Annotated in this window: 17 protein-coding genes; 7 read left to right on the forward strand and 10 right to left on the reverse strand. The window is 61.0% G+C overall.

Translation table 11 applies throughout. The annotated features are described in order from the left end of the window. Window positions 1-2: 2 nt before the first annotated feature. From FFI16_RS27035 to uvrD, 3 genes are all read right to left on the reverse strand, one after another. Complete coding sequence (locus FFI16_RS27035) at window positions 3-410, reverse strand: SMI1/KNR4 family protein (protein WP_017135771.1); 408 nt, start codon at window positions 408-410, stop codon at window positions 3-5. A gap of 135 nt (window positions 411-545) precedes the next feature. After that, entirely contained in the window at window positions 546-1,418 is an 873-nt protein-coding gene (locus FFI16_RS27040) for a Tim44 domain-containing protein (protein WP_058421089.1), read from the reverse strand. A gap of 190 nt (window positions 1,419-1,608) precedes the next feature. Continuing rightward, complete coding sequence (uvrD, locus tag FFI16_RS27045) at window positions 1,609-3,792, reverse strand: DNA helicase II (protein WP_138813240.1); 2,184 nt, start codon at window positions 3,790-3,792, stop codon at window positions 1,609-1,611. A 279-nt stretch (window positions 3,793-4,071) separates the two neighbouring features. Between uvrD and FFI16_RS27050 the strand changes: the two genes are divergently transcribed. The 3 genes from FFI16_RS27050 to FFI16_RS30760 all read left to right on the forward strand — a co-directional run bounded on the left by FFI16_RS27050 (window position 4,072) and on the right by FFI16_RS30760 (window position 8,392). Beyond that, window positions 4,072-6,945, forward strand: coding sequence for an EAL domain-containing protein (locus tag FFI16_RS27050; RefSeq protein WP_138813241.1), 2,874 nt, complete (start codon window positions 4,072-4,074; stop codon window positions 6,943-6,945). A gap of 162 nt (window positions 6,946-7,107) precedes the next feature. After that, a complete protein-coding gene (gene hexR, locus FFI16_RS27055; protein ID WP_003177007.1) occupies window positions 7,108-7,974 on the forward strand; it encodes a transcriptional regulator HexR in 867 nt (288 codons plus the stop codon). Between the two features lie 223 nt (window positions 7,975-8,197). Then, window positions 8,198-8,392: a PA3496 family putative envelope integrity protein gene (locus FFI16_RS30760; RefSeq protein WP_017135775.1), complete on the forward strand. Its 195-nt coding sequence runs from the start codon at window positions 8,198-8,200 to the stop codon at window positions 8,390-8,392. Here the strand turns inward: FFI16_RS30760 and FFI16_RS27065 are convergent. Next, window positions 8,322-9,296 carry a LysR family transcriptional regulator gene (locus FFI16_RS27065; protein ID WP_138813242.1) on the reverse strand — a complete coding sequence of 325 codons (975 nt, stop codon included), beginning with the start codon at window positions 9,294-9,296 and terminating at the stop codon, window positions 8,322-8,324. The genes FFI16_RS30760 and FFI16_RS27065 overlap by 71 nt on opposite strands. Before the next feature lie 196 nt (window positions 9,297-9,492). Between FFI16_RS27065 and FFI16_RS27070 the strand changes: the two genes are divergently transcribed. Both FFI16_RS27070 and oadA read left to right on the forward strand, forming a co-directional pair. Beyond that, window positions 9,493-10,908, forward strand: coding sequence for an acetyl-CoA carboxylase biotin carboxylase subunit (locus tag FFI16_RS27070; RefSeq protein WP_003213442.1), 1,416 nt, complete (start codon window positions 9,493-9,495; stop codon window positions 10,906-10,908). 11 nt (window positions 10,909-10,919) lie between these two features. Further along, a complete protein-coding gene (gene oadA, locus FFI16_RS27075; RefSeq protein ID WP_138813243.1) occupies window positions 10,920-12,743 on the forward strand; it encodes a sodium-extruding oxaloacetate decarboxylase subunit alpha in 1,824 nt (607 codons plus the stop codon). A gap of 83 nt (window positions 12,744-12,826) precedes the next feature. On the opposite strand, the gene FFI16_RS27080 is transcribed toward oadA, so the two are convergent. The 3 genes from FFI16_RS27080 to FFI16_RS27090 form a co-directional block, all read right to left on the reverse strand. Beyond that, window positions 12,827-14,098 (reverse strand): autotransporter domain-containing protein, encoded by a 1,272-nt coding sequence (locus tag FFI16_RS27080; protein ID WP_138813244.1) that lies wholly within the window; start codon window positions 14,096-14,098, stop codon window positions 12,827-12,829. A gap of 167 nt (window positions 14,099-14,265) precedes the next feature. Further along, complete coding sequence (locus tag FFI16_RS27085) at window positions 14,266-15,096, reverse strand: amino acid ABC transporter permease (protein ID WP_138813245.1); 831 nt, start codon at window positions 15,094-15,096, stop codon at window positions 14,266-14,268. After that, a complete protein-coding gene (locus tag FFI16_RS27090; RefSeq protein ID WP_138813246.1) occupies window positions 15,093-15,914 on the reverse strand; it encodes an ABC transporter substrate-binding protein in 822 nt (273 codons plus the stop codon). Before FFI16_RS27090 ends, FFI16_RS27085 begins: the two co-directional genes overlap by 4 nt. A gap of 112 nt (window positions 15,915-16,026) precedes the next feature. Between FFI16_RS27090 and FFI16_RS27095 the strand changes: the two genes are divergently transcribed. Beyond that, window positions 16,027-16,926 (forward strand): homocysteine S-methyltransferase family protein, encoded by a 900-nt coding sequence (locus FFI16_RS27095; RefSeq protein WP_138813247.1) that lies wholly within the window; start codon window positions 16,027-16,029, stop codon window positions 16,924-16,926. Window positions 16,927-16,929: 3 nt separating this feature from the next. Here the strand turns inward: FFI16_RS27095 and FFI16_RS27100 are convergent, their stop codons facing one another. Genes FFI16_RS27100 through FFI16_RS27110 form a run of 3 tightly spaced genes read right to left on the reverse strand, consistent with a single transcriptional unit; the run spans window position 16,930 to window position 18,702 of the window. Continuing rightward, a complete protein-coding gene (locus FFI16_RS27100) occupies window positions 16,930-17,610 on the reverse strand; it encodes a GNAT family N-acetyltransferase (RefSeq protein ID WP_138813248.1) in 681 nt (226 codons plus the stop codon). A 10-nt stretch (window positions 17,611-17,620) separates the two neighbouring features. After that, window positions 17,621-18,067: a GNAT family N-acetyltransferase gene (locus FFI16_RS27105; protein ID WP_138813249.1), complete on the reverse strand. Its 447-nt coding sequence runs from the start codon at window positions 18,065-18,067 to the stop codon at window positions 17,621-17,623. Further along, window positions 18,064-18,702 (reverse strand): FMN-binding negative transcriptional regulator, encoded by a 639-nt coding sequence (locus FFI16_RS27110; protein ID WP_138813250.1) that lies wholly within the window; start codon window positions 18,700-18,702, stop codon window positions 18,064-18,066. The genes FFI16_RS27105 and FFI16_RS27110 overlap by 4 nt, the downstream gene beginning before the upstream one ends. An 87-nt stretch (window positions 18,703-18,789) precedes the next feature. On the opposite strand from FFI16_RS27110, the gene FFI16_RS27115 reads away from it, so the two are divergent. Beyond that, on the forward strand, window positions 18,790-20,328 hold the full coding sequence (locus tag FFI16_RS27115) for a PLP-dependent aminotransferase family protein (protein WP_138813251.1): 1,539 nt from the start codon (window positions 18,790-18,792) through the stop codon (window positions 20,326-20,328). Window positions 20,329-20,331 lie beyond the last annotated feature (3 nt).

Here is a 20,331-nt window from a genome sequence, read left to right on the forward strand (position 1 = left end):
GTTCAGCTTTCCAGCCAGACGTCCCGCGCCCAGTGCCACACCGATTCCCAGGTTTCTTCGGTGACCAGTTCTTCTTCGCCGGACCACAGCACCACGGTGCCGTCTTCTTCGACGCAGTAGTAGTCATCGCCGTCCTGGCAGATCGGGATCATGCTGCGGTCAACACCGGCGTCCCAGGCGTTGGCGGCAACGTCCGGCAGGTAGGTGTGGGACTGCGGGTCGGTGACGGTCACCGGTTCCAGGCTGCCGTACACCACATCGCTGACAGTCAGCAGGAATTCACGGAAGACAAACGGGATGTCGATGAACAGTTGTTCCTCGATTTCCACAATCTGGTCTTCGTCAGGCAGCTCCAGAGGAACCGGGACCGGTTCGTTGGCTTCACGCAATTGTTCGATGATTTCTTCCACGGCCGGGATCCTCTTGCTAGTTGGCGCGGTTAATAGGGCGTTTTATACAGTAGCTCGCTATAAGTGCAACCGCGAAATAGAAAACCCCGGAACATGTCCGGGGTTTTTATTACCAAGTGCTCAAGCGTGCGGTTATCAGCCGTTCTGGCGGATACCGGCGACCAGCCAAGGCTGGTTCTCGCCTTGCGGGCGTTCCATGTTCCAGCTTTCGCTGAACACTTCTCCCTGGTCGAAGCGCGAGGTCTTCGACACACCGCTGAAGGTCAGGGTGGCGATGGTCTTGTCGGCGCGATCATCCACACCGTCCAGCTGTACGCGCAGGTCGTCGATGTAAGTCGACTGGAACGCATCACCGATTTCGGCGCGTTCGCGCTTGAGGAACTCCAGCAACTGCGGGGTTACGAACTCGGCGATCTTGTCCATTTCGTTGGCGTCCCAGTGTTGCTGCAGGGACTGGAAGTGGCTGCGGGCCGCCTCGACGAAACGCTCTTCGTTGAACCAGGCCGGTGCGTTGATCACCGGACGGGCGGCAGCAGGCGCTGCCGAACCACCGAAGATCGAGCCCATGGCTGGTTTTTGCTCGAACACTTCACGCTGCATCGGCGCGCCGGCTGGAGCCAGGTGCTCCTGCTGCTTGCGTCGACGGGCGGCGATAAAGCGGAAGATCACAAAGGCGATGACCGCCAGGATCAGGATGTCGAAGATCTGCATGCCCTGGAAGCCGCCGCCCATGAACATGGACGCGAGCAGGCCACCGGCGGCGATACCGGCCAGAGGGCCCAACCAGCGCGAAGCACCGCCGGCCTTGGCGGCAGCGCCAGCAGCACCGGCTGCGCCTGCGGTCGCGGCTGCGCCGCCCACGCCACCGGCGGAAGGAGCCATTTGGCTGGTCTGGTGAGTCGGAGCCGAGCCCATGCTTTTGCCGCCACCGAAGCGCTTGGCGTTGGCGTCGAGGCTCATCGTCAGGCCGATGCACAACGCCATGGCGATGCTAAGAAAACGTTTCATAAAGGGAATTCCCATTTGTGGATTGCACGCGCGCCATGTTGCACAGGTGTCGTGACAGTGGCTAGCGACATAATGTTTCGGGCTTTTGCGTAAGACCGATTCAGAATGGCCCGTAGGACTTATCTCAGATATTGGCCCGCGCTTGGTAAAAACAAGGGCGGGCCAACAACCTTCATGCAGGGAAGATGTATCAGATTGCTTCGAGCTTCGCGTAACCCATCATCAGCCACTTGCTGCCTTCGGCGAAGTTCACCTGCACCCGTGCCTGGGCGCCAGCGCCTTCGAAGTTGAGGATCACACCCTCGCCGAAGATCGCATGCCTGACCTGCTGGCCGAGGCTGAACGGGGTTTCCGGTATTTCGGAGCCGGCGAACATGCTGCTGGAGTTCTGCTGCTGGCCGCCGCCGAACGGTCGGCTGACGCTGTTGGACAAGCGCACTTCCTGGATCAGACCTTTCGGCACTTCACGTACGAAGCGCGACACCTTGTTGTAGGTCTCGCTGCCGTAGAGGCGTCGGGTCTCGGCGTAGGTCATCACCAGGTTCTGCATGGCGCGGGTGATGCCCACGTAGGCCAGGCGGCGTTCTTCCTCAAGGCGGCCGGGCTCTTCCAGGCTCATCTTGTGCGGGAACAGGCCTTCTTCCATGCCCACCAGGAACACATACGGAAATTCCAGGCCCTTGGCGCTGTGCAAGGTCATCAGCTGGATGCTGTCTTCATGCTCATCGGCCTGGGTATCGCCGGCTTCCAGCGAAGCGTGGCCGAGGAAGGCGGCGAGCGGCGTCAGCTCTTCATCTTCCTCGGTGTTTTCGAATGCGCGGGCAGCGCTGACCAGTTCCTCAAGGTTTTCTACCCGGGCCTGGCCTTTTTCGCCTTTTTCCGCTTCGTGATAGGCGATCAGGCCGGACTGCTCGATCACCGTCTGGGTCATCAAGTGCAGCGGCATTTCCGCGCATTTGGCCGCCAGGTTCTCGATCAACTCGACAAACACGCCCAACGCTCCAGCGGCGCGGCCGGTCAGGCCCTTGTTGGCGATCAGCAAGCGCATGGATTCCCACATCGACACATCGGCGTGGCGGGCGTGGTCGCGAATCGCTTCAACGGTTTTCTCACCGATGCCACGTGCCGGGATGTTGATCACACGCTCCAGCGCCGCATCGTTGCCACGGCCTTCGAGCAAGCGCAGGTAGGCCATGGCGTTCTTGATTTCGGCCCGCTCGAAAAAGCGCTGGCCGCCATAGATGCGGTACGGGATGCGCTCGCGCAGCAAGGCTTCTTCCAGCACCCGCGATTGGGCGTTGGAGCGGTACAGAATCGCGATATCGCTGCGCGCCAGGCCGGTTTTCAACGCGCTTTCGATGGTTTCCACCACGTAGCGTGCTTCGTCGTGTTCGTTGAACGCGGCGTACAGGTTGATCGCTTCGCCTTCGCCGCCGTCGGTCCACAGTTCTTTGCCCATGCGCCCGGTGTTGTTGGCGATCAAGGCGTTGGCGGCCTTGAGGATGCCGGCGGTGGAGCGATAGTTCTGTTCCAGACGGATGGTGATCGCGTCCGGGAAGTCGTCGGAATACTGGTAGATGTTCTCGATTTTCGCGCCGCGCCAGCCGTAGATCGACTGGTCGTCGTCGCCCACCACCATCAAGCTGTCGCCGCCCTTGGCCAGCAGGCGCAACCAGGCGTATTGCACGGCGTTGGTGTCCTGGAACTCGTCCACCAGAATGTGCCGGAAGCGTTTCTGGTAATGGGCCAGCAAGCCTGGGTTGTCGCGCCACAGGTCGAGGGCGCGCAGCAGCAGCTCGGAGAAGTCGATCACGCCGGCGCGCACGCAGGCGGCCTCGTAGGCTTCATAAATGCTGCGCATGGTGGCCAGGAACAAATCGCCGCTGGCCTGGATATGCTGCGGGCGCAGGCCTTCGTCTTTCTGGCCGTTGATAAACCATTGCGCCTGACGCGCCGGCCAGCGTTGTTCATCCAGGCCCAGCTCGCGGATCACCCGCTTGACCAGGCGTTGCTGGTCATCGCTGTCGAGAATCTGGAAGGTCTGGGCCAGGCCTGCTTCCTGCCAGTGCGCCCGCAACAGGCGGTGCGCCAGGCCGTGGAAGGTGCCCACCCACATGCCGGCCGGGCTGATGCCCATCAACTGCTCGATGCGATGACGCATCTCGGCAGCGGCCTTGTTGGTGAAGGTCACCGACAGAATGGAATGCGGGGACGCGTTTTCGACCTGGATCAACCAGGCGATACGGTGCACCAGCACTCGGGTTTTACCGGAGCCAGCACCGGCCAGGACCAACTGACGGCCAACGGGGGCTGCGACAGCCTGGCGTTGGGCATCGTTGAGGGAGTTCAGCAAAAGGGAGAGATCATCGCGCATCGGCGCATTCTAGGGTGCTGCGGGGAGTCGGGCAAATCCCAATGCCGGGTGGTCGATGCAAAACATTCCGGGCGATCCTGGCCGCGCAAACATTCTGCTGGCGGTGATGACCGGTAAGTCATGGCCCACAGCCCGCGCAGGGTCTAGCTCAAGCGCTTTGGCCACGAAGGTTGTGTGTAAAAACCGTGTGGGTTTTATGACTTGGAGCAGTTTGGCCCAAGCGCTTGCTTGTGTATGCTCCGTCCACGTTTCGGGCTCACCATTATAAGAACACTGCCTATGACCCTCAGTCCCGACCTGTTTGGCCCCTCGGTGGCGCCCGCGCAGGTCATCCGTAAACATTACGCAACCGAGATGGCGGTCGAGCGCACTCGCCTGTTGTATCAAGGCTCCTTGCTGCCGACGTTATTGATGCTGGTCAACGGCCTGGTCTGCGCCTGGTTGCTGTGGAACCCCAAGCAATACCTGTTGGACAGTATCTGGCTGGTCTGGCTGCTCGCCCTGGTGGCCCTGCGCGTGATCCAGGTGGCGGCGTTCGATTCGGCGATGCCCAGCCGCCAGGCCCTACCGATCTGGCGGCGCATGTTCATGCTCGGCTCGGCGGTCAGTGGCTTGACCCTGGCCACCGCTGCCATCGCCCTGGTGCCGGCGGACAGCTTTATGCAGCAGGCTTGGGTGTTCGGCCTGATCGGCGCCGCAACGCTGTCGGCCAGCGTGGCCTATGCCGTGAGTTTGCCGGCGTTCCTGTCCTTTGCGCTGCCGTGTCTGGTGCCGGCTATTGTCTATCTGTTCTGGAACGGCACTGCACAGCAACAAGGTTGGGGCGTGCTTGGCCTGATCCTGCTGGCCTCGTTGAGCCTGGTGGCCTGGCAGGTCAACCGCCTGATCCAGCGCGGCTTGTTGCGACGTTTTCAGAACCAGGCGCTGATCGAGCATCTGCAGCAGGCGCAGCAGCGCAGCGAGCAGTTGAATCAGGAACTGGTGCGCGAGGTTGGCCAACGTCGCCAGGTCGAACAGGAATTGCGCGACGCCCAAATCGGCCTGCAAGACCGCGTGACACAACGCGGCCAGGAGCTGGACGCCGCCAGCCTGGCCCTGAATAAAAGCGAAGCGCGTCTGGCCATGGCTCTGCAAGCCAGCGAGTTGGGCCTGTGGGACTGGAACCTGCAAACCGACGAGGTGCATCACACCCAGCTCAAAGAGTTGTTTGGCCTGGAGCCCGAATACGTCACGGCGATGCTCAGCCACCTCAAGCCGCGCCTGCACCCCGAAGACTTGCCGTTGCTCAAGCGCGCGCTGGTGGAGCACCTCAAAGGGCGCAGCGAGGATTACCAGGTGGAATACCGCGTGCGCCATGGCGACGGCCATTGGGTGTGGATCGAAGACCGGGGTCGCGCCGTGGAGCGCACGCCCAGCGGCCGCGTCACGCGCATGCTCGGCACCCGCCGCGACATCAGCGCCGACAAGGCCCTGGAGGAACAGCAACGCCTGGCCTCGACGGTGTTCGAGGCGGCCAGCGAAGGCATCGTGATTCTGGATCCCGATTACGTGCTGATCGCGGTCAACCAGGCCTTCAGTCGCGTCACCGGCTTTGACATCGACGACATGATCGGCCGCAATGTTGTCGAACTGCCCAGCAGCCGCGACGCCCGCCGCCACTTCCCGGTGATTCGCCAGGCACTGCTCAGCCATGGCACCTGGCAGGGCGAATTGGTGGAAACGCGCAAGAACGGCGAGCTGTACCCGCAATGGCTGCAATTGAATGTGGTGCGCGATGCTCGGGGAAAAGTCAGCCATATCGTGGGCTTCTTCGCCGATCTGTCCGCGCGGCGTGAATCCGAGGAGCGCATGCGCTACCTCACTCACTATGACGAGCTGACGGGCCTGGCCAACCGTTCGCTGTTTCGCGAACGCCTGCGTGAGGCGCATACGCGGGTGCGTCAGGGCGGGCGCAGCCTGGCACTGCTGCATATCAACCTGGACCGCTTCAAGCTGCTCAATGACAGCCTCGGCCATGAAGTCGCCGACCAACTCTTGCAGAAAATGGCCCGCCGTCTGATCAATGCCTTGCCCGAAGCCGACACCATCGCACGCCTGTCCGGTGATGAGTTTGCGGTGCTGTTCGATGCCTACGGCAGCCTGTCGAGCCTGGCACGGGTGGCCACGCGGCTGCTCGCCAAATTGCGGGTGCCGGTGACGGTGGAGGGGCATGAGCTGGTGGTCAGTGCTTCCATGGGCGTCAGCTTGCTGCCGGATAATGCGCGGGAAATTTCTGCGCTGGTCAGCCAATCCAATATGGCCATGCAGCACGCCAAGCATTTGGGCGGCAACAATTTCCAGTTCTACACCGACAGCCTGCAAGCCAGCACGCTGGAACGTTTGCAACTCGAAAACCACCTGCGCAAGGCCATCGACGAGCGCCAGCTCACGGTGTTCTATCAACCGAAACTGTGTCTGGCCACGGGCAAACTGAACGCCGCCGAGGCGCTGGTGCGCTGGGAGCATCCGCAGTGGGGCATGGTGCCGCCGGGGGACTTTATCGGCTTGGCCGAAGAGACCGGCCTGATCGTGCCGCTGGGCGAATTCGTGCTGCGCCAGGCGTGCTGGCAAGCGTGCGAGTGGCAGCGCCAGGGGCTGGCGCCGATCCGCGTGTCGGTGAACCTCTCCGTGCATCAGCTGCGCCAGGGCAAGTTGGTCAGCCTGGTGCGCCAAGTGCTCGAAGAAACCGGCCTGGACCCGCAATACCTGGAGCTGGAGTTGACCGAAAGCCAACTGCTCGACAGCGTTGAGCACATCATCGCCACCTTCCAGCAACTGCGCGATCTGGGCGTGAAGCTGGCCATTGATGACTTCGGCACCGGGTACTCGTCCCTCAGCTACCTCAAGCGCATCCCGGTGGATTACGTGAAGATCGACCAGACGTTTATCCGCGGGCTTGGCCAGGGCCGGGAAGATGCGGCGATCACTCGCGCAATCATCGCCATGGCCCACGGGCTGGCGCTCAAGGTGGTGGCCGAAGGTGTGGAAGACCAGCAGCAGCTGGATTTCCTGCGCGGCGAACGCTGCGATGAAGTACAGGGTTACTTGATCAGTCGGCCGATGGCAGCGGAAGGGCTGGCGGATTTATTACGAAAAAATACCGACTTTCCTTAAAGGCCGCCGCGTCGCCCCTGTGGCTACATGGCGGCTGCCCGCTGATTCAAAGGGCATCAGGGCGATTTAGTGATGCATCGGGCGGGCAAAACGGTAATTCTTGTAGTATAACTACAAGCTTGCTACATCCCTGGCGTCTGCCAATAACAAGAGTCCTGCCCTTTGAACCTGTTGCAACATATCGCCCAGTCGCGCCACCTGTTACGCAAATCGGAACTCAAGGTTGCCGATCACGTGCTGCTTGACCCTGCTGCTGTGATGCACAGTTCCATGGCCGACCTGGCCCATAGCGTGGGCATCAGTGAACCGACCATCGTGCGCTTCTGCCGCGCCATCGGTTGCTCCGGGTTCCAGGACTTGAAACTCAAGCTGGCGCAAAGCCTGGCGGCCGGTGCGAGCTTCGGGCAGTTTGCTATCCATGAAGACGACTCCGTCGCCGACTACAGCCTGAAAATCTTCGACACCACCTTGCACACGCTTATGGAAGTGCGCGAGAAGCTCGACCCGGTGGAGTTGCAGAAGGCCGTGACCGCCATGTCCCAGGCCCAGCGCGTGGAGTTCTATGGTTTCGGTGCGTCCGGCGCGGTAGCGGCGGATGCCCAGCACAAATTCTTCCGCCTGCTGCTCACCGCAGCGGCCTACAGCGACCCGCACATGCAGGCGATGTCGGCGGTGACCTTGAAGCCGACCGACGTGGCCATCTGCATTTCCCAGTCCGGGCGCTCCAAAGACCTGCTGATCACCGCCAACCTGGTGCGTGAAAGCGGCGCGTCGTTGATCACCCTGTGCCCGAGCCAGACGCCGCTGGCGGAGCTGTCGACGGTCAACCTGGCGATCGACGTGCACGAAGACACTGAAATCTACACGCCGCTGACTTCGCGTATCGCCCATCTGGTGGTGATCGACGTGTTGGCGATGGGCGTGGCCATGGCGCGCGGGCCGAGCCTGGTCAACCACCTCAAGAGCGTGAAGCGCAGCTTGCGCAGCCTGCGGTTGTCACCCAAGTCGGTCAAAGCCCTCGACGACTGATTCGAGGTCGCCCTCGGTCAAATGTGGGAGCTGGCTTGCCTGCGATGGCTGTGTATCAGTCGCCGGATATGTCAGCTGACCCACCGCCATCGCAGGCAAGCCAGCTCCCACCTTGGTTTTGCGCTTATTTCAGAAGATTCATCGTCCTGTAACCCTCGCGCAGCCAAACCGTCATCGCCCAGGGCCATCCTGTACTCCCCGTACTCGCATTGGGAGACTCAAAATGGCCCGGCACTACGAAGACAGCAGCACCGTCAAAACCCGTCGTCAGCAAGAAGACCAGCGCCGCATGGCGTTCCGTCGTGCAATCGAAGACCGTTGCGAAGAGCGCCAATTGCTCCAGAGCATCAGTGACTACCCGGAACTCCATTGGCAGGCACCCGCGGCTGCCCAGCGAAACGCTCAGCCAGCGCGCTGATCTGTACGCGTTCGCTGCGGATAAAGCCCAGGAACGCATGGGCCACCGGTGACAGGCGCTTGGCTTTGGCTTGCACCAGGCACCAACTGCGGTACAGCGGCAGTTCTTCCACCGGCAGCTCCTTGAGCCCGCCGGTGGCCAGCTCCAGGTTGACTGCGTGGCGCGTCAGCAACGCCACGCCCAACCCTGCGCTGACGCACTCGCGCTGCGCCTCGGCCGAGGCGACTTCCACTGTTTGGGTGAAGTGCACGCGTTTTTCCTTGAAGTACTCCTCGCAGGCCAGTCGCGTGCCGGAACCTGGTTCGCGGATGAGCAGCGTGTAGGGTTCCAGGTCTTGAAGGCGCAGCGGCCCTTGCAGGCTCAGCGGGTGGTCGAGCGGCGCCACGGCAACAATCGGGTTATTCAGGAACGGCAGGAATTCCAGGCCCATGTCCTGGGGCACCATGGACATGATCACCAGGTCATCGCGGTTGTCCGACAGCCTGCGAATCACTTGGGCGCGGTTGACCACCGTGAGGTGCAACTGTACCTCAGGGTGCTGGCGTTTGAAGGCGGCAAACAGGTGTGGCACGAAGTACTTGGCGCTGGATTCGATCGCCAGCTTCAGCTGGCCTTGCAGCGAACCCTGCATGTCCGACAGCTGCATATCGAGGTTTTCCAGGCGCCCGAAAATATCCCGGCTGGCCCGCTGCAAGGCTTCTGCTGCTTCAGTCATGTAGAGCTTTTTGCCGACGTAATCGAACAGCGGCTGGCCGATCAGCTCTTCAAGCTGGCGAATTTGCAGGCTGACGGCAGGTTGCGTCAGAGACATTTCCTCGGCCGCGCGGCTGTAGGACCGTAAATCACACACTTCATTGAAGATCTGCAGTTGACGCAATGTCATACGCATCAATGACTTACGCATTATTTTAATCCTCTCGTGCTGGGCCGCCCGGCTAACTATAAGTCTTTACTTATACACAACCCAATAATTATTGATTTTTGTTAATCCTCCGGTGCGCATAGTGTGTGTCTCGCGACTGTCATGAAACATTTGGTCACGCGCCGACCCGGATCCAATGGGTCGTAGAACGCAGCAATCGGCTCAAGGGAATTTCCAAGTGATAAAAAAGATCCTGATCGCCAACCGTGGTGAAATTGCCGTACGAATCGTGCGTGCCTGCGCCGAGATGGGCATTCGCTCGGTCGCGGTTTACTCGGACGCCGACCGCCACGCGTTGCACGTTAAACGTGCTGACGAAGCCCACAGCATTGGTGCCGAGCCGCTGGCCGGTTACCTGAACCCGCGCAAGCTGGTGAACCTGGCCGTGGAAACCGGTTGTGACGCCTTGCACCCAGGCTATGGTTTCCTCTCGGAAAACGCCGAATTGGCAGACATCTGCGCCGAGCGCGGGATTAAGTTCATCGGCCCGTCGGCTGAAGTGATCCGCCGCATGGGCGACAAGACCGAAGCACGTCGCAGCATGATCAAGGCCGGTGTGCCGGTCACGCCGGGCACCGAAGGCAACGTCGCCGATATCGCCGAAGCCCTCACCGAAGGCGACCGCATTGGTTACCCGGTGATGCTCAAGGCCACCTCCGGTGGTGGCGGTCGCGGCATCCGTCGCTGCAACAGCCGCGAAGAACTTGAACAAGCCTTCCCCCGTGTTATTTCCGAGGCCACCAAGGCGTTCGGTTCGGCGGAAGTGTTCCTGGAAAAATGCATCGTCAATCCCAAGCACATCGAGGCGCAGATCCTTGGTGACAGCTTTGGCAACGTGGTGCATCTGTTCGAGCGCGATTGCTCGATCCAGCGTCGTAACCAGAAGCTCATCGAAATCGCTCCAAGTCCGCAACTGACCCCGGAACAGCGCGCTTATATCGGCGACCTGTCGGTGCGCGCGGCCAAGGCCGTGGGTTACGAGAACGCCGGTACCGTGGAGTTCCTGCTCGCCGAGGGCGAGGTGTACTTCATGGAGATGAACACCCGGGTGCAGGTGGAACACACCATCACCGAAGAAATCACCGGCATCGACATTGTGCGTGAGCAGATCCGCATCGCGTCCGGCCTGCCACTCTCGGTGAAACAGGAAGACATCCAGCACCGCGGTTTCGCGCTGCAGTTCCGTATCAACGCCGAAGACCCAAAGAACAACTTCCTGCCAAGTTTCGGCAAGATCACCCGTTACTACGCGCCCGGCGGCCCCGGCGTGCGCACCGACACGGCGATCTACACCGGTTACACCATCCCGCCGTTCTACGATTCCATGTGCCTGAAACTGGTGGTGTGGGCGTTGACCTGGGAAGAAGCCATGGACCGCGGCCTGCGCGCCCTGGACGACATGCGCCTGCAAGGCGTGAAGACCACCGCCGCCTACTACCAGGAAATCCTGCGCAACCCGGAATTCCGCAGCGGCCAGTTCAACACCAGCTTTGTGGAAAGCCACCCTGAGCTGACCAACTACTCGATCAAGCGCAAACCCGAAGAGCTGGCCCTGGCCATCGCCGCCGCCATCGCCGCCCACGCAGGCCTGTGAGGAATACAACAATGTCCAAGACTCCTGTTTCCAAAAAAATATTCGTAACCGACACCATCCTGCGCGACGCCCACCAATCGCTGCTGGCGACCCGCATGCGCACCGCCGACATGCTGCCGATCTGCGACAAGCTCGACAAAGTTGGCTACTGGTCCCTGGAAGTCTGGGGCGGCGCGACCTTTGACGCCTGCGTGCGCTTCCTCAAGGAAGACCCGTGGGAGCGCCTGCGCAAACTGCGCGCCGCATTGCCGAACACACGCCTGCAAATGCTGCTGCGTGGCCAGAACCTGCTGGGCTACCGCCACTACAGCGACGACGTGGTCAAAGCCTTCGTCGCCAAGGCTGCTGTGAATGGCATCGACGTGTTCCGCATCTTCGACGCCATGAATGACGTGCGTAACCTGCGTGTGGCTATCGAAGCGGTCAAAGCGGCCGGCAAACACGCCCAGGGCACCATTGCCTACACCACCAGCCCGGTGCACACCATCGAGGCATTTGTAGCCCAGGCCAAGCAAATGGAAGCCATGGGTTGCGACTCGGTGGCAATCAAGGACATGGCTGGCCTGCTGACTCCGTATGCCACCGGCGAGCTGGTCAAGGCGCTGAAAGCCGAGCAAAGCCTGCCGATCTTCATCCATTCCCATGACACCGCTGGTTTGGCTGCGATGTGCCAACTCAAGGCGATCGAAAACGGTGCCGATCATATCGACACCGCCATTTCCAGCTTCGCCTGGGGCACCAGCCACCCGGGCACCGAGTCGATGGTCGCCGCCCTTAAAGGCAGCGAATTCGACACTGGCCTCAGCCTGGAGCTGCTGCAGGAGATTGGCCTGTACTTCTACGCCGTGCGCAAGAAGTACCACCAGTTCGAAAGCGAATTCACTGCCGTCGACACCCGCGTGCAAGTCAACCAGGTGCCGGGCGGGATGATTTCCAACCTGGCCAACCAATTGAAAGAGCAGGGCGCACTCAACCGCATGAGCGAAGTGCTGGCCGAGATCCCGCGTGTGCGTGAAGACCTTGGCTTCCCGCCGCTGGTCACGCCGACCTCGCAGATCGTCGGCACCCAGGCGTTCTTCAACGTGCTGGCCGGCGAGCGCTACAAAACCATCACCAACGAAGTGAAACTCTACCTGCAAGGCGGCTACGGCAAGGCGCCGGGCACCGTGAACGAGAAGCTGCGTCGCCAGGCCATTGGCAGCGAAGAGGTGATCGACCATCGCCCGGCCGATCTGCTCAAGCCGGAGATGACCAAGCTGCGCGGCGAAATCGGCGCATTGGCCAAGTCCGAAGAAGACGTGCTGACCTACGCCATGTTCCCGGACATCGGGCGCAAGTTCCTCGAAGAGCGCGACGCCGGCACCCTCACACCTGAAGTGCTGCTGCCGATCCCCGAAGCCGGCGGTGTAGCACGTGCCGGTGGCGAAGGCGTGCCGACCGAGTTTGTCATCGACGTACACGGCGAAAGCTACCGCGTGGACATCACCGGTGTCGGTGTAAAGGCCGAAGGCAAGCGGCACTTCTACCTGTCCATCGACGGCATGCCCGAAGAAGTGGTGTTCGAACCGCTCAACGAGTTTGTCAGCAGCGGCGGCAGCAAGCGCAAGCACGCAACCGAGCCGGGCCATGTCAGCACGGCGATGCCGGGCAACATCGTCGACGTATTGGTCAAGGAAGGCGACGTGGTAAAAGCCGGCCAGGCGGTGCTGATTACCGAAGCCATGAAGATGGAAACCGAAGTGCAGGCAGCGATTGCCGGCAAGGTCACCGCCGTTCATGTGGCCAAGGGCGACCGGGTAAACCCTGGCGAAATCCTGATTGAAATCGAAGGCTGATACAGCCTTCGACACTACCGCTTAATCCTCGGGGGGGCAGGTGCCCCCCTTTTTTTTGCCTGAAATTTACCGATCAGCGCGGTTTAAAAATTCATCTTCCATTCGCCCATAAGGCCATGGTTTCGGCTGTTGGTACCGGCTTGGGCGCTGTAGGTCAGGCCGACACTGTGTTCGGTGGACAAGGCGAGGTCCAGGCCGGCTTGCATGTCGAGGCTATTGCGGTCCAGCGAAGTGCCGGTGATGGTAAAGCTGTCGATGATCCCCAGTGCGGCGCGTGAGGATTGACGCACTTGGCTGTCGACTTCGCCATAGAGGTGCTTCCAGCTGGTACTCAGGTGGGGTGTGAGGCTCATCCGATTGTCGAGCCGGTACACCGTGGCCAGCCGCAGGCCAAAGGTGCTGCTGAGGTTTTGTTGGGTTTGTGAGCCGACGTTAAGCGCGGTGAAACCTCCCTTTTCTTTGAAGCTGTCACGGTGGTAGCGCTGATAGCCCAGGCCAGCGAACGGCTCTACGTGTAAGTCGGCGCTGCCCAATTGGTAACCCAGCTCGGAAAACACCGTTTGGCTTTGGGCGTCGTATTTGCCCTGGAGTTGCTCCTTGAAGCCGAGCAGGTTGACGTCACGTTTGTTCTTGCCCGCGTGATTGCTGTAGAACGCCCCCAGGCGCAGGGCCAACGGGCCGTCCTGGCGCACGGCATAGCCGCCCAGGTGCAAGCTGTCGAGTTCGCCTTTGAAACGTTGAGCTTGAAGCTCGCTGGTGGACTTGGCGCCCATTACACCGACTCGCCATGCATGGTCCACGGCCCAGTCGGCGCCCAGCATCAGGCCTTTAGTGCTGTGCTTGAGACCGTCGCTGCCGCCTTGTTTATCGAGCTTGCCGCCGTTGCCCAGGCCTTGCATCCAAAAGTGACCGTTGCCATCGTTGGGCAGCGTGCGCAGGGATGAGAGCAATGAGTGGCTGATGTGTGCGGTGGTGTTTTGGGTCGCGCCAGCCAAGTTGGCATTCTGGCTGCCTGCCAACTGTTCGAACGCCGCACCCAGGCCGCCCGGTTGTTGGGACAGCGCTTCACCGGCTTTTTGCAGGCCTTTGATTTCTTCCGAGGTCAGGTCGCCGGCTTGCAGTGCTCGTTGCAAAGCAGGTTTAAGCACCGCAGCCAGTTGCTGGCCGTTGTGAGTCGTCGCCTGGTTGAAGTAGCTGTCGATGGGCACGATTGGGGCCGGTGGCTGGTAAGCCAGGGTGTCGTTGGAAAAGTCCAGTTCGTACTGAAAAGGTGTGCCTGCCAGGGCAAACGGGGTACTGGCTACGCCAACAGCCAGGCTGATAGCGCGTGCAAGGTTTAGGACGGAGAAGGGCATGAAGTCATAGCCTCTGGTGATTGAGGCCGGGAATTTAACGAGATGGCGGGGCGATAACTGTCAGGCTATCGACCCGTGATTTGCGGGAGTTGTCTCTACTGCTGGGCGATTAAAGCCGCATTTGCCATTGGCTCGTCAGCGTGTGGTTGTGGCTGTTGCCTTGAGCGTCACCCACGCCGCACATAGCCTTTGCCGTAGTGCCGCTCCAGGCGTGCCTGGATCAGTTCCAGCCCGAGGGACATCACCCAGTAGATGATCGCGGCGGTCGTGAGCATTTCGATGTATCGATAGCTTGATCGCCCGTAAGACTGCGCCAGGAACATCACTTCCCACACGCCCATTACCGAGATCAGGGACGAGTCCTTGAGCATGGAGATGAACTGGTTGGTGGCGGGCGGCACGATGGTGCGCATGGCCTGGGGCAGGGTGACGTGCCAGAAGATCGCGCTGTCACGCATGCCCAGTGCCAGGGCGGCTTCTCGTTGACCGTGGGGAACACCGAGGATGCCGGCGCGGAAGATTTCGCTCAGGTAGGCGCCGTAATTCAGTGAGAGTGCGATGATCCCGGCGACGATGGCGCCTGGCACCAGGCCCAGTTGGGGCAGGCCCAGATAAATCAGCAGGATCTGGATCAACAGCGGCGTGCCGCGAAAGAACGACGCGTAAAAACTCGCAATGCCAAAGGCCACGGCGCTTTTCGACAGGCGCCCCAGTGCGGTGATAAAACCCAGCACCGACGAGGCGACTATCGAGCAAAGGCACAGAAACAGCGTCAGCGCTGCGCCTTGCAAAAAACCGTTCGGCGCCAGGTGTACGCCGACCAGGTTGGGCAGCTTGTCGAGGATGATCGAGAACTTCAGGTCAAAGCTCAGGAAGAAGCTGGCGAATAGGCAAAACAGCGCTGCCCACGTGAGGTACAACCGCGTACGAAAGCCAAAGAGCCGTTGTAGTCGAGATGTGTTCACCGGCGGCTTGGGAGGTGTCGGGAAGGCGGTCATTTGCTGATATCGGCGCCGATCCATTTTTTCGACAGCTTGCTCAAGGTGCCGTCCTGTTTCAACTGCGCGAACACTTCACGCACCTTGGCGTCCCACTGCGGGTCACCTTTCTCGATAGCCACCGAATTGGGTTCGGCATACAGCGATTCACCGGCGAGCTTGAAGCGCTTGTCCTGATTCAGGCGCGGTTGGGCCGTGACCAGGTTGGTGAGGATCGCATCCAGGCGGACACCGGCGCCCAGGCCCAGGTCCTGGAAGGCGACGTTATCGGTGTCGTACGGGGCGATCTGCACATCCTCGAACGGGTACTGAAGTTGCGTATCTTCATCGCCTTCGATCACCAGGTTCTTGTTCAGATAGCTTTCATAGCTGGACGCGCTGGTGAGGCCGACTTTCTTGCCGCTGAGGTCTTTGGCGCCGTGGATGCGCTCATCCTTGGCATTCACAACGATCACCGCGGGCGAGGCGTAGTACTCCACCGGGAAATCAAACACCTCGGCGCGGGCCTTGCTCGGGGTCATGGAACAGATGCAAATATCGTAGCGCCCGCTCCAGCGACCTGCGGCAATCACATCCCAGGACGGCGTTTCCAGACGCAGCTTCACGCCTAGCTTCTGCGCCACTGCCTTGGCCACGTCGACGTCAAAACCATCGAGTTGGTTCTGCTCGTTGAGAAACGAGAAGGGCGGGTAGCTTTCCATCAGCACGCCAACCAATTCTTTCTTCTGCTCAACCCGGTCCAGGGTTGCACCGCCAAAGGCTTGGGTAGAGGCAGCCAGCATCGTCAGGCCCAGGGCCAACAGCGGTTTAAGTTTCACAATCGACACCTGAATAAAAAAGGGTTGTTATTAACCAGACGGTACGCATTAAATAGTTATAAGAACGACTCTCATAGTGAGTTATTTTCATAAGCATATGAGTGAAAAGCATATGGGCGCAGTAAACGCAGTAATTCTCGATGGTGGCATGGGCCGTGAACTGCAGCGCCGGGGCGCGCCGTTTCGGCAGCCGGAGTGGTCGGCATTGGCGTTGAGCGAAGCGCCGCAGGCAGTTGAGGCGGTGCACACGGCTTATATCCAGAGCGGTGCCAACGTCATCACCACCAACAGCTACGCGGTTGTGCCGTTTCATATTGGCCAAGCGCGGTTTGCTGCCGAAGGCCAGGCGCTTGCGGCGTTGGCCGGTGAATTGGCGCGACGTGCGGTACAGGCTTCAGGCCAGACGGTGCGTGTGGCAGGCTCATTGCCGCCGCTGTTCGGCTCCTACCGGCCCGACTTGTTCGAGGCCGGCCGAGTCAGCGAACTGCTGACGCCACTGGTGAATGGCCTGGCGCCCCATGTCGACCTATGGCTGGCGGAAACCCAGAGTTCGATCGTTGAGGCACGGGCTATCCATGCCGGCCTGCCGCAGGACGGAAAACCATTCTGGCTGTCGTTTACCTTGAAGGATGAAGACACCGATGAGGTGCCACGCCTGCGTTCTGGCGAACCGGTGGCAGATGCGGCTGAAGCGGCCGCGCAACTGGGTGTGGCGGTGCTGCTGTTCAATTGCAGCCAACCAGAGGTGATTGGCGCAGCCATTGATACCGCGCGCCAAACGTTTGAGCGCCTGGGGGTGAGCATTCAGATTGGCGCCTACGCTAACGCCTTCCCGCCGCAGCCCAAGGAGGCCACCGCGAACGATGGCCTCGACCCCCTGCGTGACGATCTCGACCCACCCGGCTACCTGCACTGGGCCGCCGATTGGCAGGCACGCGGTGCCAGCCATTTGGGCGGTTGCTGCGGGATTGGGCCGGAGCATATTGCCGTGCTCGCCCAGAAGCTGGCCTAAGGCTTAACTCGCCTGGCGGCGACACTCCGCCAGGCCTTTCAGCTGACCAGAACCCGCCTGGTTCGCTTCGGACAGCCACTCTTCAAACCCGGCACCCACGGTTGGCCATTCCGAATCCAGGATCGAATACCACGCGGTATCGCGGTTCTGCCCCTTGACCACCATGTGCTGGCGAAACACCCCTTCAAAGCTAAAGCCCAGACGTTCGGCAGCATATTTTGAGCGGGCGTTGCCGTTGTTGCACTTCCATTCCAGCCGACGGTAGCCCTGCTCGAACGCGTATTTGGCCAGCAGGTACACAGCCTCGGTGCTTTTGGGCGAGCGTTGCATCGGTGCGCCGAAGGTGACGTGGCCGATTTCGATGCGGCCTTGGGCCGGCACGATGGACATCAAGCTGAGGATGCCTTGCACGTCGCCGGTCGCACGGTCGATCACGCTGAAGAAGTACGGGTCGCTATTGGCGGCGTGATTATTCAGCCAAGCATCAAAGGCAGCGCGCTCGGGGAAGGGGCCGTAAGGTAAATAGTCCCAGAGTTTCGGGTCGGCGCCGGGGCCTTCAAGGGCGCGGAACAGGCCGTCGGCATGCCGCGCCGGGTCGAGTTTTTCCAGGCGGATAAACCGCCCTTCCAGCAGTTGAACGGTGGGCGCCGGGACGCCTTTCCAGTCGGCGGGTGAGATAGGCATGCTGCGCTCCTTAAAGACCTTTGCGAAATTGAATAAAACCTGGGCGTTCGGCGATGCGCTCGTACAGCTGGATCGCGGTGGCGTTGGTCTCGTGGGTCAACCAGTGCACCTTGGCACAGTTATCGGCCTTGGCGGTGGCGTAGACGAATTCGATCAATTTGCGGCCCACGCCGGTGCCGCGTTGGGACGGATCCACCAGCAGGTCCTGAAGGTAGCAGGAATTCTCGATGCTCCAGTTGGAGCGATGGTAGATAAAGTTGACCATGCCCACCGCCTTGCCGTCCTGCCAGGCAAGCGCCGAATGGGTCGGCTCGTTGGCATCGATCAGGCGTTGCCAGGTGTTTTGGCTGACGGCGTCCGGCAGTTCGGTTTCGTAGAACTTCAAATACGCCTGCCACAGCGGTAGCCACGCGGCGTGGTCGGCGGCCGTCACTCGGCGGATGTCGATCTGACTCATTCTGAAACTCCTTGGGGAATAAAGCGCGCGAGGGTCTGGTCGCGCACATCAATGCTGGCAGCCAGGCCTTCGCGCACGCCGGCGATATCGGCAGCGCTGCGGTTCTGGCTGAGTTTGCGTTTGCCGATCAGGCGCTCGACGGGCAGGGCGAAGCCGACGATGGCCTTGAGCATGCCGTCTATGTAGTCGGCCGGCGCGTCGCTGACTTTCCATGGCTGGGCGCGGTTGCCTTCATGGCGATCGGTAAGTGCCGTGACCACTGCGAGCAGACGCTCGGCATCGGTAAATACCTCAGCCTTGCCGTAGGCATGCACGGCGAGGTAATTCCAGGTCGGCACCACTTTGCCGTGCTCGGCCTTCGCCGGGTAAAACGCCGGGCTGACGTAAGCGTCGGCACCGGCAAAGATCACCAATGCTTCGCTGCCATTTTGCAGGTCACGCCACTGCGGGTTGGCCTTGGCCAAATGCCCGTACAGCGTGCCATTGGGGCCTTCATCGGGGTTGAGCAGCAGCGGCAAGTGGCTGGCCTGCAGGCCTTGCTCGCCAAAGGTCACCAACTGCGCCAGGCGGGTGTGCTGGATCAGTTGCTGCAGTTCAGGCAAATCATCGAGGGCAAAGGCGCGCGGTGTGTACATGGAAATTTTCCTTGGCGAATGCCTGCATCCTAGGCAGGCTAATGGTTCGTTGTAAGAGCCATCTGGCACCAATTTTATAGGTCCAATATGTCGCCCATCACGCCACCGCTGTCGTTCAACCCCGCAGGTATCGAGCTGGATCGCCGTCAGGGGCTGACGCGTCAACTGTATGAAGCCCTGCGCCAGCGGGTGCTGGACGGGCGACTGGTCAGCGGTACGCGATTACCCGCCACACGTGATCTGGCGGCGGCGCTGTCGATCTCGCGCAACAGCGTGGTGCGTGCCTACGATCAGCTATATGCGGAAGGGTTTATTGAAAGCCGGGTGGGTGACGGCACCTATGTGGCCCAACTGCCCACGGCAAAAAAACTATCCACAAAAGTATCCACAGGGTTTTCAACAGGGTTATCCCCAGCCTTATCCACAAAATGGGCGGATTTGCCGGACGATCTGGACAATGAAGTTATCCACAGTGCGGGCCTGGCGCGGGTAAAAAACAACCACCTGGCTCACCCTCCAGCGGGACCGCCTCGGGCCTTTCGTGTGGGTGTGCCGGCCTTCGACCTGTTCCCGTTTGATATATGGGCCAAGCTGAATGGGGCGTTCTGGCGCAAGCCAAACCTGGAACTGCTGTGCTACGGCGACCCGGCCGGCGACGATCGTTTGCGTGGTTTGATCGCTGCGTATTTGCGCAGTTCGCGTGGCATGCAATGCACGGCTGAACAAATTGTGATCACCAGTGGCGCACAGCAAGCGATTAGCCTTTGTGCACAGTTGCTGGTTGAGCCTGGGGACGGCGTGGCGGTGGAAAACCCTGGTTATCGCGCTGCCGGCCACGCGTTCGCCTTGGCTGGCGCGCGATTACATGGCGTGCCGGTAGACAGCGAGGGCATGGATAGCCAGGTGCTCAACACCCTTGATGACTGTCGTGTGGCCTATGTCACGCCGTCCCACCAATACCCGTTGGGTGTGGTAATGAGCCTGGCGCGGCGCCTGGAATTGCTGGCCTGGGCCGAGCGTAGCGGCGGCTGGATCATCGAGGACGATTACGACGGTGAATACCGTTACAGCGGCGCGCCCCTGTCGCCCTTGGCGGCGCTGGATCGCAGTGGACGCGTGTTGTATGTCGGCACCTTCGGCAAAGTGGCGTTCCCGGCATTGCGCCTGGGTTATCTGGTTTTACCACCGGGGCTGGTGCAAGCCTTCACCCGACGTCGTGCGGTGGACATGCGCCATTCCGAAGTCAGTACCCAGGCGGTGATGGCCGAATTCATGGCGGCCGGGCATTTCCAGCGGCACATCCGTCGCATGCGCCGCGCGGCCTTGAGCCGGCGCAACGTCTTGCTGGCCGGCTGGCCCGACGGGCTGCTCGGCGTGGGTGCCCTGCCCAGCGTTGCGGCGGGGTTGCACCTGACGGTGCGGGTGGACAGCCTGGCCCGTGAGCAGGCGTTGCTCGCCCAGGCCCACGCGGCGGATGTCGAGATCAATGGCTTGAGCGGCTACTGGCTGGCAGACAGCGGCCCACCGTCGGACCAGCGTGCCGGCCTGGTGATGGGCTTTGCCGCCGTGCCCGAGTCGGCTATCGCGCAAGCGCTGGCGCGGTTGCGCCAGGCATGGCGCGGTTGAAGC

This window comes from Pseudomonas sp. KBS0710, assembly GCF_005938045.2.
Lineage (GTDB): Bacteria > Pseudomonadota > Gammaproteobacteria > Pseudomonadales > Pseudomonadaceae > Aquipseudomonas.

Coding starts and splice junctions, on each gene's coding strand:
- FFI16_RS27085 (WP_138813245.1), bottom strand. CDS start 15,096: ATGACCGCCTTCCCGACACCTCCCAAGCCGCCGGTGAACACATCTCGA.
- FFI16_RS27110 (WP_138813250.1), bottom strand. CDS start 18,702: ATGTACACACCGCGCGCCTTTGCCCTCGATGATTTGCCTGAACTGCAG.
- FFI16_RS27105 (WP_138813249.1), bottom strand. CDS start 18,067: ATGAGTCAGATCGACATCCGCCGAGTGACGGCCGCCGACCACGCCGCG.
- oadA (WP_138813243.1), top strand. CDS start 10,920: ATGTCCAAGACTCCTGTTTCCAAAAAAATATTCGTAACCGACACCATC.
- FFI16_RS27095 (WP_138813247.1), top strand. CDS start 16,027: ATGGGCGCAGTAAACGCAGTAATTCTCGATGGTGGCATGGGCCGTGAA.
- FFI16_RS27050 (WP_138813241.1), top strand. CDS start 4,072: ATGACCCTCAGTCCCGACCTGTTTGGCCCCTCGGTGGCGCCCGCGCAG.
- FFI16_RS27065 (WP_138813242.1), bottom strand. CDS start 9,296: ATGCGTAAGTCATTGATGCGTATGACATTGCGTCAACTGCAGATCTTC.
- FFI16_RS27115 (WP_138813251.1), top strand. CDS start 18,790: ATGTCGCCCATCACGCCACCGCTGTCGTTCAACCCCGCAGGTATCGAG.
- FFI16_RS27100 (WP_138813248.1), bottom strand. CDS start 17,610: ATGCCTATCTCACCCGCCGACTGGAAAGGCGTCCCGGCGCCCACCGTT.
- FFI16_RS30760 (WP_017135775.1), top strand. CDS start 8,198: ATGGCCCGGCACTACGAAGACAGCAGCACCGTCAAAACCCGTCGTCAG.
- FFI16_RS27080 (WP_138813244.1), bottom strand. CDS start 14,098: ATGCCCTTCTCCGTCCTAAACCTTGCACGCGCTATCAGCCTGGCTGTT.
- FFI16_RS27040 (WP_058421089.1), bottom strand. CDS start 1,418: ATGAAACGTTTTCTTAGCATCGCCATGGCGTTGTGCATCGGCCTGACG.
- uvrD (WP_138813240.1), bottom strand. CDS start 3,792: ATGCGCGATGATCTCTCCCTTTTGCTGAACTCCCTCAACGATGCCCAA.